The 12,034-nt window shown below is 42.6% G+C and carries 10 protein-coding genes and 2 pseudogenes; 8 read left to right on the plus strand and 4 right to left on the minus strand.

Annotated elements, in window-relative coordinates:
* Positions 1 to 141: 141 nt before the first annotated feature.
* Complete coding sequence (locus H6G40_RS15410) at positions 142 to 1,995, plus strand: peptidoglycan D,D-transpeptidase FtsI family protein (RefSeq protein ID WP_069474182.1); 1,854 nt, start codon at positions 142 to 144, stop codon at positions 1,993 to 1,995.
* Between the two features lie 1,057 nt (positions 1,996 to 3,052).
* Here H6G40_RS15410 and H6G40_RS15415 read toward each other — a convergent pair.
* Positions 3,053 to 3,808, minus strand: coding sequence for a PEP-CTERM sorting domain-containing protein (locus H6G40_RS15415; protein ID WP_190537912.1), 756 nt, complete (start codon positions 3,806 to 3,808; stop codon positions 3,053 to 3,055).
* 895 nt (positions 3,809 to 4,703) lie between these two features.
* Here H6G40_RS15415 and H6G40_RS15420 point away from each other — a divergent pair.
* From H6G40_RS15420 to grrA, 3 genes are all read left to right on the plus strand, one after another.
* A complete protein-coding gene (locus tag H6G40_RS15420; protein WP_190537914.1) occupies positions 4,704 to 5,873 on the plus strand; it encodes a PQQ-dependent sugar dehydrogenase in 1,170 nt (389 codons plus the stop codon).
* Positions 5,874 to 5,961: 88 nt separating this feature from the next.
* Entirely contained in the window at positions 5,962 to 6,861 is a 900-nt protein-coding gene (grrP, locus tag H6G40_RS15425; protein WP_002773743.1) for an extracellular substrate binding-like orphan protein GrrP, read from the plus strand.
* 14 nt (positions 6,862 to 6,875) lie between these two features.
* Entirely contained in the window at positions 6,876 to 7,250 is a 375-nt protein-coding gene (gene grrA / locus H6G40_RS15430) for a GrrA/OscA1 family cyclophane-containing rSAM-modified RiPP (RefSeq protein WP_002736677.1), read from the plus strand.
* Positions 7,251 to 7,534: 284 nt separating this feature from the next.
* Here the strand turns inward: grrA and H6G40_RS24185 are convergent.
* Positions 7,535 to 7,745 (minus strand): annotated as a pseudogene (locus H6G40_RS24185) (ISL3 family transposase); the annotation flags it as partial.
* A 143-nt stretch (positions 7,746 to 7,888) separates the two neighbouring features.
* A pseudogene (locus H6G40_RS24190) lies at positions 7,889 to 8,081 on the minus strand (transposase); the annotation flags it as partial.
* Between the two features lie 268 nt (positions 8,082 to 8,349).
* Between H6G40_RS24190 and H6G40_RS15440 the strand changes: the two are divergent.
* Genes H6G40_RS15440 through queC form a run of 3 tightly spaced genes read left to right on the plus strand, consistent with a single transcriptional unit; the run spans position 8,350 to position 9,703 of the window.
* Positions 8,350 to 8,667: a hypothetical protein gene (locus tag H6G40_RS15440; protein ID WP_002736011.1), complete on the plus strand. Its 318-nt coding sequence runs from the start codon at positions 8,350 to 8,352 to the stop codon at positions 8,665 to 8,667.
* Positions 8,664 to 9,026, plus strand: coding sequence for a hypothetical protein (locus tag H6G40_RS15445; protein WP_002735719.1), 363 nt, complete (start codon positions 8,664 to 8,666; stop codon positions 9,024 to 9,026). The genes H6G40_RS15440 and H6G40_RS15445 overlap by 4 nt, the downstream gene beginning before the upstream one ends.
* Positions 9,026 to 9,703, plus strand: coding sequence for a 7-cyano-7-deazaguanine synthase QueC (gene queC / locus H6G40_RS15450; RefSeq protein ID WP_002742134.1), 678 nt, complete (start codon positions 9,026 to 9,028; stop codon positions 9,701 to 9,703). The genes H6G40_RS15445 and queC overlap by 1 nt, the downstream gene beginning before the upstream one ends.
* A 39-nt stretch (positions 9,704 to 9,742) precedes the next feature.
* Here queC and H6G40_RS15455 read toward each other — a convergent pair whose 3' ends face one another.
* Positions 9,743 to 10,315, minus strand: a complete 573-nt coding sequence (locus tag H6G40_RS15455) for a manganese efflux pump MntP (RefSeq protein ID WP_002738103.1) — start codon at positions 10,313 to 10,315, stop codon at positions 9,743 to 9,745.
* Positions 10,316 to 10,891: 576 nt separating this feature from the next.
* Between H6G40_RS15455 and H6G40_RS15460 the strand changes: the two genes are divergently transcribed.
* Positions 10,892 to 11,848, plus strand: a complete 957-nt coding sequence (locus H6G40_RS15460; RefSeq protein WP_002736611.1) for a branched-chain amino acid ABC transporter permease — start codon at positions 10,892 to 10,894, stop codon at positions 11,846 to 11,848.
* Positions 11,849 to 12,034 lie beyond the last annotated feature (186 nt).

Here is a 12,034-nt window from a genome sequence, read left to right on the forward strand (position 1 = left end):
AGTTGTTAAGTGTGCAGTATTAAATAGAAGTTTCCTACTGTCTTTTTACCGATCACTGATTACTATTTACTGATCACTGTTTACTGATCACTGATCACTGATCACTGTTTACTGATAACTGATAACTGAAAGATACTGCTCATGACTGACACAAAAAGACCCCAATTTAGAAGCAAAGAAACTCGATCGCCCTCGGGCAGGATTCGGGACAGAAAGTCCTATTTAAACGACAAAAAACGGCAACAACAGTCAAAAAAAATGCCTGTGAGTAACGGGCGATTGATGGCGGTGTGGTTGATTTTAGTCATGGGTATTGTGGGTTTAGCCTGGCGATTGTACCAATTACAAATAGTCCAAGCGCAGGAATTGCAAAAAAGAGCCAGACAACAGCAAACTACCAGTATTAGACCCTATATTCCCCGGCGGGCGATCGTCGATAGTAATGGTAATGTTTTAGCGACTGATCGCTTGATTTATACTCTTTATGTACACCCAAAACTGTTTGCTATTCCCCCGGCAGAAGTGGCTGATAAATTAGCTCCTTTATTAAATATTCCTACTAATCAACTGATTCAAAGATTTAAAGAAAAAGAAACAGGAATTCGTTTAGCCAATCAATTAACCGAATCCGTGGCTAGGGGCTTAAAACAATTATCTCTTGATGGTGTAGAATTAGAGGAAAAATACGCTCGTTATTATCCCCAAGACGATGTGGCAGCCGACGTGATTGGCTATGTAGATAAAGAACATCGTGGCCAGGCAGGATTAGAGAGAGGTTCCAGTCAGTTATTAGAAAGAGATCCTTTTTCTGTCAATACAAGACGCATGGGAGACGGGCGAATTTTACCGGCTTTTGTTCCCGATGGTATCTTTCAATTTGATGAATTACAGTTAGAAGTAACCCTCGATTTAAAACTACAAAGAGCAGCCCGGACGGCCTTGCGGGAACAGCTAAAGAAATTTAATGCTAAACGGGGAGCTGTCATCGTCATGGACTCCCTTGATGGTTCTCTTTTAGCCCTAGTTTGTGAGCCAACTTTTAACCCCAATGAATACTATAAAGCCAATGTGGCTCTATTTAAAAATTGGACCGTAGCCGATCAGTACGAACCGGGGTCAACTTTTAAACCAATTATTATCGCCCTGGCCATGGAAGCAGGGGCAGTTAAAGCTAATACGGTAGTCAATGATCCGGGGGCGATTACTGTCGGTCCCTGGACGATTAAAAATGCCTCTAAACAGGGTAATGGGGCGCTAGATATGGCCCAAGTTCTGCAAACCTCTAGTAACGTGGCTATGGTGCAAATTGCCCAAAAAATGAGGCGAGTTGATTTCTATAAAAGTTTATTAGGATTGAAAATAAATCAAAGGGTTGGTGTAGATTTACCCGGAGAAGTGGCAGGATATCTCAAACCCGAACCAGAATTTCTGGATAATGCCATTGAATCGGCCACCGCTTCCTTTGGTCAAGGTTTATCCCTAACGCCTTTAAAATTAGTACAATTGCACGGTGCGCTGGCCAATGGTGGCACCCTGGTGACTCCCCATGTGATCAAAGGATTAGCCGACGACCGCGGCCGTTTGCACTGGCGGCCCGATTATCCCAGCAAAAAAGTCTTTTCTCCCACCGTGGCCCGGCAAGTGGTGGAAATGATGGAAACCGTCGTTAGCAAGGGGACGGGGGTAGCAGCCCAAATCCCTGGTTATCGCATCGGAGGTAAAACGGGAACCGCACAAAAAGCTAGTCCGACGGGGGGTTATCTACCTAACGCCAAAATTACCAGTTTTGTGGCGATTTTACCGATCGAATCGCCCCGTTATGTGGTTTTGGTGGTGGTGGATGAACCCAAGGGTGCGAATACTTTTGGCTCCACTGTGGCCGCTCCCGTGGCAAAAACGGTGATGAATACGCTCATTTCCCTCAAAGGTATCCCCCCCACCTACAAGGTCGTTCCGGCGGGTTCTGCGACCAATAAACCCCCGCGGCACGATTAATTTAAGTCTTGAGGAGAAAAGCCGCTAAATTGTCCGGTAACTCCCATTCTAAATAGGGTCTGCTGAAAAAGTTTTTCGTGGGTGTGGGGTGTAGGGTTTTACCGATTTTGAGGTAGTCAGTTATCTAATTTGGTTCTTCGGTTTGTGTTATGCAATGGACGGGGGTTATAAGGGATGAAACCCTTATAGAAACAGACATTACCGCAATTTTTGTCAATTGTTTGCGATCTGGAGCGAACTAATCAATTAAGTCTCTTGCCAGATAAGGATTTAGTCGATTTATGCCCCCCTATCGAACCATACCAAGTAACGAAGAACCTCTAATTTTCAGGGAAAAAGTGCCTAATTCTCCCCCCCGATCCCTCCCATATCTGGCACTTTTTGATTTCAAAAAAGCCTAAAGATATTATCCAACAAGGTTTTTAGATTTATTCAGCAAACCCTAAATAGGGTTTAACTATTTTGGGTGTTGCCGATTTCAGAGCCAATGGGAGAGTCGGTGGTCGGTCAAAGAGACACGCTCTCACGCGGTAAACAGCCTAAACTCTGGCCAGTATTGGAGCGGGTGTAGGGGTTCCAAGTTCCTAACTCCCGGGAGGAAGGACCACAAAGATAAGAGCACTCTAAATCGCTCAATACCCCGCAGAGCTGCGAACTGTAACTCGACTTTTTCAAGATAAGAGAATCGAGCAATTATTGGGAGAAGAAATAAAAACCGATTATATCATCATTGATATAATCGGGAGAGTCATGGATGACTTCAGAATTGTTGAATGATAGCTTCATAAAGTAAAAAAGCGACTGTCATATCACATTCCAGTCACATCTAACTTAATAATTGCTATTGTCATGATGCTAAACTCCTTTGGGAGGATTGTCAAAACAATCTTAAGAAGTTTGAGAGGGTTAGGGATAGCTCTCCAGAAGATTTAGTGGGGGAATCAGTGGCCGGAAAGCTTCATACCCCTAATTCGGTTAAATTAAGTACCTAAGCAAAATTAATTACAAATCTAAGCCGTCTCCCGTCCTGACTAGGAAATTAATTTTGCACGACTACTTATTGTTTTTGTCGTAACTTTGAAGCGATTCCCAACAGTCCGAAACCTAGCAATCCTAATATAGCGGAAGGTTCGGGAATGTCGGGAGTAGCGTCAAGGGTTATATTATCGAAACCTACCTGGGATCCATTTGAGGTCAGAACAATTCTTAAGTCCCCTGAAGGAAGAGTGCCGATACCTGCAGTGGTATAGCTAAAGCTGACATCTGCGAAGTCTCCAAGATTGGGAATAATATCATTCTTAGAGGCTAGAAGGTTAGCTCCGGCGTAAAGTTGGATATTGTATAAGCCCGAAAAGGTACTGACGATTCTTCTGCGTCCCACAGACGCGCTCAAAGTATATTTCGTGTCCGCTTGCAAAGTTGTTCCGGTAAGTGTCTGGGAGATAGTTCCCCCGTTACTGTAGGCTATTTGATTTCCATTAGGAGCCCCAACCCCTGGATTGTAAAAAGTGTTATTAAGGGTAGTACCATTGGTGAAAGCAAAATTCTGAGCTTGGAATGGATTAAGAAGCCCCGTCTGCGCCGAACCTGTTGGGGTTACCACCCAGCCAGTGATGGTATTATCGTTGGTAAACCCCTGTGGGGCAGTGATGATCGGGGCTTCAAAGCTGTTATTCGCTACGGTAAGAAGTGCAGCCTTAACTTGCCCCTGCGGAACAATTACCAAAAAAGAAGATGCGATCGCTATCTTGAATAATCCTAGCTTATTGCTGCCAGCAAAAGACATTAATTTCGCTAATATTTTTTGAGTCATAATGTTGACACTCCAAAGGAAAAATCGGAAATCACTCTCGGCTCATCATAGCAACACCTCAAACTTTTAGCAACACCAAACAGTAGGGTGAGAGCATCTCAAAAGCTATTGACAATTGGCCAATTTTGTGATCCGCTTGCTGTGTGGGCATTTCAGGTGATACTAGTCAATCAGAATAGTCACGAAATCTTCATATTTGGTCAATTTTTGCTTAACAATTGAGATGGCCAATTCTCCTCAAATATGCCTGAATCGCTCTCTGAGTAAGCAACTCAGATAAAGTTCATTTTGTTAAGGACTGTTAAGATGCGCTTACCCTGCACCCAACAATGATTGATAAGAGTCAATTTTGACTTTCTGTCTAATCTGCCTTTCTTCCTTGTTGTGACTCGCTTATAAGTTTTTGGGGATGTCTATTGATTGACCATAGAAATACTTGGCTCTTCTAGGTTCTGTGTGATAAGTTTAACTCACATAGGATCGATCGATCTTTGTGTTCTTTGTGTCTTTGTGGTTAGTTCCACCCCCTCGCTAGGAGGAATGTATCTTAGAATACATTTTACCCACCAAACCTGGGAGAGCCAATACTTAAGAATACTAATAGATTGAACGTTTAGGCTCCACACCCATGAGATTATACTAGAAACAAGCCATAGCCTGTGAAGAATAATGTTCCAAGAACTCGAAGCCATATTTGATGGGACAGTGCTTGAACCTGATGTTCCCTTAAAGCTAACGGTGGGTACGAGGGTAGGAATTCTTGTGGAGAGCGCATTGCCTAATCAAGTCAAACCGTCTAAAACATTTCTTAAAACTGCCCGGTTTCTAAAATTGTAGGGTGAACCTGATTAGTCGGAGAAAATTGACCAATATTTGTCTGGGGAGTTACCAACTAATGCTTACTTCTCTTAATCGCATTTTCTCGCCTATAGTATCTGGCGTTTTGCTTACCATAATTATCTCCAGTTGTCAAGGTGCAAATGTATTAACTTCGGCGAATAATTCCCAGACCAATCAATGGCAAAAAGTGACCGTAATCGAGGGTTTAGAGCATCCTTGGTCGATGGTTTGGCTACCTAACGGGGAAATCCTGATCACAGAGCGTCCAGGTCGTTTAAGGGTGGTTAGAGAGGGCAAATTGAACCCAAAAGCCATCGCTGGAGTCCCCGAAGTTTTTGCCGTCGGACAAGGAGGACTGCTGGATGTGGCAATTCATCCCCAATTTGCCCAAAATCGCTGGATTTATCTAACTTATGCCCACGGAGACCAGGAGGCTAATCGTACCCGCGTCGCTCGTGCGGTTTATGATGGTGCAAGTTTGCGAGATCTGCGGGTTATTTTTGAAGTTTCCCAGACAAAAACCGGCTCTCAACACTTCGGTTCGCGGTTATTATGGCTACCAGATGGCACTTTATTGGTAGCAATTGGGGACGGGGGTAATCCTCCCCTACAATTAGCGGGAGATTTAATTAGAAAACAGGCACAAAATCGGCAAAGTCATTTAGGTAAAATTATCCGCATCAATGACGATGGTTCTATCCCGAAAGATAATCCTTTTGGGGGTTCTAAAATTTGGAGTTATGGTCATCGGAATATTCAAGGAATCAGCTTTGATCCGATGACTAAACGAGTCTGGGCAACCGAACACGGAGCGAAAGGAGGGGATGAATTAAATTTAATTGAAAAAGGTAAAAATTACGGTTGGCCAGTGGTTTCTGCCAGTCAAGAGTACGGCACTAATAACCCAGTTTCCCGCGAAGAATCTCGACTAGGTCTGATCGATCCGAAAACAATTTGGACACCTGCGATCGCTCCTTCGGGATTGGTCTTTTATACCGGTAATCGCTTTCCTAATTGGCAGGGAAATTTATTCGCCGGTGGCTTAGTTTCCAGAGATATTCGCCGTCTGGAAGTGGATAAATCGGGTGAAATTATCAATCAAGAAGCGATTCCCATCGGTCAGAGGGTGCGGGATGTGCGTCAAAGTCCTGACGGATTTTTATATCTGCTCACCGATGAAGGTAACGGTCAATTAATTCGCCTTGAACCGCCATCTAATTTGTAAAAGTTCACAGAAATTATTATGGAAACCCTGAAGATTTTTTAGCGAATTCTAGTATAGTTATGTTTGTACGGGAGCAAGCACTCGATTTATGAAGAAAATTTTACAGTTAGTGGGACTGGGTTGCATATTACCTATGTTCCTCGCCAGTGCAAGTTTAGCGGAAACAGTGGTGGAAAAAGTGGCTCGCACGGGATTTTTGACCGTAGGAACCCGTTTTGATGCGATTCCCTACTCCTACGTCAATGATAAGGGGGAATTGGTCGGCTATTCTATGGATGTGTTGGAACGAATTAGAAAACGATTGGAAACTCGTCTCGGTCGTCCCGTCACCCTGCAAATGATTGAAGCTAACCAACCCGGAGAGAAAATTAATCTCATTCGTAGCGGGGACATCGATATCGCTTGTAGTACGGCTTTTACTTGGGAAAGGGCGAAAGTTGTCGATTTTTCCATCAGTTACAGCATTTCTGGGATTAGGATTTTAGCCAAAAAAGGTAGCAATCTCTCCACTCCTCAATCCCTAATCGGTAAACGCATCGCCTTGGTTCCCACTTCTGCGGCCGTGGATGTGATTAAATTAGTACAACCGCAAGCGACAATTGTTACCACCTACAGCACCGTAGAAGAAGCGATCGAAGCTTTAAAAACCGGTAAAATTGACGCCATAGCGGGGGATAGCATTTCTTTAGCGGGAACAATCCTCAGAGATAACCCTAAAATCTACGAAATCGTCCCCGAAGAAGCTCTAGCTAATTTTGGCATTGCTTGCATGGTTCCCGAAAATAACTCTACTTTTTTGGATGATGTCAACTATGCCATTGTTAAAATGATGCAGGATTACATCACCAATGATACGGCCACCGTTAGTCAAATCGATCGCTGGTTCGGTAGTCAAGGCCTGGTTCCCATCCCCCCAGAATTATTAAAGGGGTTTTTTGCCTTCAAAGTTATCGAACACGCCCAAATTAATCCCCAAGAAGCCAAATAGGAGCATAAATTCAGGTGAATATCAGCAATAAAACTGGTTTAGTCGGCTTTCTTCTCGCTTTATCTGCCTTCGGTCTGACTAGCACCGCTCAGGCCGCCTCAGACGAGGCTAATCCCATTGAAGCGCGTTTAAGTCGTCTATCTAGTGCTGTACGCGAACGGGTTAACCAACTGCCGGAAGGTACTGCCGATCCTAGTTTACAAGCTTTAGGCTGGGGAGATGGTGGCAATCGCGGTTGGGGGAATAGTCGTGTCGGTGGTTGGGTAGATGGTCGCGGTGGTAGTTTCGTTAATGCGCGGCCCTGGGGCAATGGTTGGTCTGACCGTGGTGGTTTCTTTAATTCCCGACCGCGCTGGGGTAATGGTGGCGGTTTCTTAAATCGTCGGTAAGTAGGTTGGGTGAGGGGATAACTTTATCCTTATTATCCTGGAGCATCTCATTTATGCAAGTGAGTAATTAGGGTTTGCGGCAAAAAGTACGGGCGAAGCATTCGGATAGAAAATCTCCGGTTTCACCGATAGGTTATGCCCAAATGCTTCGCCCCTACAGGACTCGGGCCGATGAAGACGCAAGGTTTTGAACGACGATTCTCTCAAAATCTTGCACCTGTTTCGGAAGAAAAGCCCCAAAACCCTTACTTTGCCTACATTTCACATTTATTCAGCAAGCCCTAATTACAAATACCAGGCAAATGCTTCCGGATCATACTGGCACTACTTTCATATAATATTCCGCTTTTCCAATTTTCTCTCAGCACCTCTGAACGTTCTACAACTTTGATAAGTTTGTCTAATTTCTTTTTTCATTTCCCAAGCTATTGCCAAGCAGGGATGTTCTTTCAAGATAACTTCTAGTTGTTGTTTTTGCTCGTCCTTTAAGTCCTCTGGCTCTTCTAGGTTCTGTGTGATAAGTTTAACTTACACAGGATCGATCAATCTTTGTGTCCTTTGTGTCTTTGTGGTTCCTTCCACTCGCTCGCCAGCAGGACTGTATCTTAGAATACATTTTACCCACCAAATCCAAAAGAGTCAAAACGGTCATAGATGATTTTAGCATTGGGAAATAATTCCTTGATCACTGCTGTAAATCCTGACCACATATCGACGCTCACTTCTTTCACCTTCTCCCGAACTGTTTCTGGCTGTGCTTTTAAGGATTCTCAATTCATCTTGCTTATGTCCTTTAATCACATCTAGTCAAATTTTCTTGTCCAGATCTACGAACATTGACCACTGTTACATTTGGTAAATCGAGGAGTTGATCAAAATTTATCCACATAACCCACCTCCTGTTCCGTGTTACTATTGTACCATGCTCACACAGAACCTAGAAGAGCCAAATGCGGTTGAGGAACTTTTCAACTTGTTAGCCGGCGAGCGTTCTCCACCTAGGGCTTAAGGATTACTTTATTCTCAATAATCCCTGCTTCTTACTGTGACTCATTACGCCTATCCTAACCAAGAAGTTAATTTTGTCCTATTACTTACTATGTCTAACAACAATTCTGAACGAGTAGTGCGTCGTGGTCGAGTTTTTCCGGAGATTCAATCTACAGAGGAAGAAAAGGCCAAACATCGCGCCCGACAATTAGAATTTTATCATCGTTGTTGGCCGATTTTTCAGAGTTTACAGCCCCGGTTAATGAAACATTACTATGGTTGGTACATTGCGATCGAACCCGATAGCGGCGATTATTTTATCGATCCCGATCAAGAAGTGGCCAGTAAAAAAGCAAGGGCAAAATATCCCGACAAAATCCATCATATCTTTGGCATTAATGAAACTGGAGTTAGTGGCAGAATATGATTGCAGGGAGATTTGGAACCAAAGGACAAATTTATTTTGATATTGATTTAGTTGGCGATGATGGATTGATTCTACCCGCAGAAGTTATGCTGGATACGGGTTTTACCGAGTTTTTAGCCATAAATAGTCAAGATGCTGACAGTCTTGATTGGCATTTTTTGCGACAAAATAAATTGATAACCGCCCAAGGAGAAGCATTTTTTGATATATATTTAGGCAGAGTAAGAATTGATGGTCAGGAATACGAAATTCCCGTTTTTGCAGGGGAGGCAATTCAGGAGATTTTGTTAGGTTCGCGGTGGCTAAAACAATTTATCTTAGTAGCTAATTATCAACAAACACAGGTGACATTAGGATAATGACAAAAAAGGCGATTATTTTACTTTCCGGGGGATTAGATTCAGCGACAACAGCAGCGATCGCTATAGCAGCTGGTTATCAATTAATTGCCCTTTCTTTTCGTTATGGACAAAGACACGAGCGGGAATTAGCAGCGGCGAAAAAAATTGCTAATTTCCTCAATATTAAAGAACATCATCTGATCGAAGTCAATCTATCTTTGTGGGGAGGTTCCGCTTTAACGGATCAATCTATTGCTATTCCCCAAGAGGGAATTAACCCGAATATTATCCCGATTACCTATGTGCCGGGGAGAAATACAGTTTTTATTTCGATCGCTCTTTCTTTAGCGGAAGCAAGGGCAGCGGAGGCGATATATCTAGGAATTAATGCAGTGGATTATTCTGGTTATCCCGATTGTCGTCCCCAGTATTTAGAGGCCTTTCAAACTTTAGCTAATTTATCATCGAAAGCGGGTTTAGAAGGTAAAGCACCCCAATTAATTGCCCCTTTGGTGATGGATAGTAAGGTAGATATCGTCCGTCGTGCTGTTAGTTTAGGGGTCCCCATTGCTGATACTTGGTCTTGTTATCAAGGTGAAGTTAAACCCTGTGGTTTATGCGATTCCTGTCGTATCAGAGATCAGGCTTTAATTGAGGCTGGTTATCCCGAATTAGCCACTCGCCTATGGAAATAGTCGGGGAAAATAGGGAGGATAGTGAAAAATGGAGATAATCTAGGCAATTAAATGTTCAATAAGGATTTTACTGCCGATTAATATTAAAACTAAACCGCCGAGAATTTCCACCTTTTGACTAAATAAATTACCGAATTTATGACCGATAAAAACAGCTATAAAACATAAAGCAAAGGTAATGGAACCGATAATAGTGCAAGCTAAAAGTAAGGGAGTTTTAATCATCGATAAACCCAAACCAACTACTAAAGCATCGATGCTAGTAGCGATCGCTAATCCGATTAAAGTATAGGAATCTAGAGGATTAAACCTTTTTTCCTCATCATCATTTTGAACAGCTTCGTAGATCATTTTACTGCCGATCACCCCTAAAATAATAAAAGCGATCCAATGGTCAAAAGAGGCGAAGAAATCCCGACAGGTTAGACCGATACCCCAACCGATCATCGGCATAATCGCTTGAAATCCCCCAAAAAACAAAGCAATTTTCAAAGCCTTATTAACATGAATATGACGAATCATCAGGCCACTGGTCAGAGAAACGGCCACGGCATCGGCGGCTAATCCCACGGCTACAAAAGAAATGGTCAAAAGTTCGAGTGAAGTAAACATCTATAGTTGTTTATCCTTTAATTTCCCCTTATCTTAACTAATTTTTCCTCAGAAAACTTTCATATTTGTCTCATGATCCTCTCATTTATCTATCATTTCTCTAACCTAAAAATTCACTGCTCGATTAGTGAGAGGAGCGAATTGAAAACGTTTAAAAGCACATTACTGGTTCCTCACCGATCGCCTGTACCTGATGGATTGCTTCTGGGGTAAAACTGATGCTATCCTCAGCTTCTAGGACTTTTTCGCCCGTTACTGCGATTTTATCGGGAAATTCAGCCAGAGGGGTCCGAGGAACCAGTTTGAGGAACCAGTTTTCGGAGTTAACTAACCAATGCTGCTGTTTCGTGAATTCCCCTGAATTTTTTCCCAGACAAAGTTAAGAAAGATACTTTTTCCCATCATCGATCATCCCGTCTGCTTTTCAGGTGGCGAACGCTACCCTATAGGAAAAGTACCAAGTAAAAAATTATGATAATTTCGAGAATTACCAGAGAATCAGAGGGGAGAAAACGGTGATAAAATTAGCTAATTGACTCCAGTAACTTAAACACCCAATAACCGCCCACCGAAAATATGGCTGATTTTCTTAACACCTATGGTTTTTTAATCGTTTCCATGATATTTGGAGCCAGCTTAGGCCTTTCAGTTTATCTGCCCTTAATGGCTGGTCAATTATCCTTAGCAACCCCCGGTTTTTACGCTTTAGGTGGTTATGTAGCCGCCATTCTTTCCACGAAAGTTTTTACTAATACCAGTAGCAATTATCCCCTTACTTTGGTCTTTTTAGAAATGTTAGTTGCTGGCATTATTTCAGGAATATTAGCCATAGTTTTAGGTATTCCTGTTCTCCGTTTGCGAGGTATTTATTTAGCTATTGCCACGATCGCCTGGGTAGAAATTTTGAGAATTATTGCCCTTAATCTCGAGATAACTGGTGGTGCAGTCGGTATTTTCGCCATTCCCCAACCTTTCACCACTCAATTAGCCTACCTTTGGCTGGCTTTGCCCCTCTTATTCCTAACTATGCTGTTTCTCTACCGGTTAGAAAACATCAAAATTGGTCGGGCATTTAATGCCATTCGTGCCGATGAATTGGCAGCTGCGGCTATGGGAATTAATCCCACCTATCACAAAGTTTTATCCTTCACTTTCGGGGCAGTTTTAGCGGCAGTTGTGGGGGCGGTAAGCGCCCATTTTTTCAATACTTGGAATTCCCGTCAAGGCACTTTTGATGCCAGTATTATTTTCTTGGCTTTCGTTTTAATTGGTGGTTCAAGAACTTTTATCGGTCCAGTGGTGGGAGGCATTGTTTTAACTGCTTTGCCCGAAGTTTTACGCGCCCTCGGCGGCGTGAATGGTTTACCAATTTGGTTGGGGAATTTCTTGCGCGATGGTCGTTTGATTATTTTTGGAATTTTAATTGTTTTGGGAACCATTTTTTATCCCCAAGGCTTAATCACATCTGAATTAATCAAAAAACTAATTCCTTTTAAAAGAGGTTCCTCTCCTAGTCAAGAAGTTGATTCCTAATTACAGCAGATATAATTGTTAATAAATAAGCGGGAAAATCAAAGGTAATTAATTATGGAACTTGAAGATTATTTCTTATTTTTCAGGCTCTTCGTTACTCTTTATGCTAAATCAACATACAAGATGCCAAGACAACATACTTCTAACCCAAAAATTCCGAAAGTTTCTAAAGCCATAGGCTCTCCG

The sequence above is a fragment of the Microcystis viridis FACHB-1342 genome, assembly GCF_014698335.1.
GTDB lineage: Bacteria > Cyanobacteriota > Cyanobacteriia > Cyanobacteriales > Microcystaceae > Microcystis > Microcystis ichthyoblabe_A.

Excerpts from the sequence above, each read along its gene's own strand:
- queC (WP_002742134.1), top strand. The coding sequence starts at position 9,026 with ATGACAAAAAAGGCGATTATTTTACTTTCCGGGGGATTAGATTCAGCG.
- H6G40_RS15415 (WP_190537912.1), bottom strand. The coding sequence starts at position 3,808 with ATGACTCAAAAAATATTAGCGAAATTAATGTCTTTTGCTGGCAGCAAT.
- H6G40_RS15445 (WP_002735719.1), top strand. The coding sequence starts at position 8,664 with ATGATTGCAGGGAGATTTGGAACCAAAGGACAAATTTATTTTGATATT.
- H6G40_RS15420 (WP_190537914.1), top strand. The coding sequence starts at position 4,704 with ATGCTTACTTCTCTTAATCGCATTTTCTCGCCTATAGTATCTGGCGTT.
- H6G40_RS15455 (WP_002738103.1), bottom strand. The coding sequence starts at position 10,315 with ATGTTTACTTCACTCGAACTTTTGACCATTTCTTTTGTAGCCGTGGGA.
- H6G40_RS15460 (WP_002736611.1), top strand. The coding sequence starts at position 10,892 with ATGGCTGATTTTCTTAACACCTATGGTTTTTTAATCGTTTCCATGATA.
- grrP (WP_002773743.1), top strand. The coding sequence starts at position 5,962 with ATGAAGAAAATTTTACAGTTAGTGGGACTGGGTTGCATATTACCTATG.
- H6G40_RS15410 (WP_069474182.1), top strand. The coding sequence starts at position 142 with ATGACTGACACAAAAAGACCCCAATTTAGAAGCAAAGAAACTCGATCG.
- H6G40_RS15440 (WP_002736011.1), top strand. The coding sequence starts at position 8,350 with ATGTCTAACAACAATTCTGAACGAGTAGTGCGTCGTGGTCGAGTTTTT.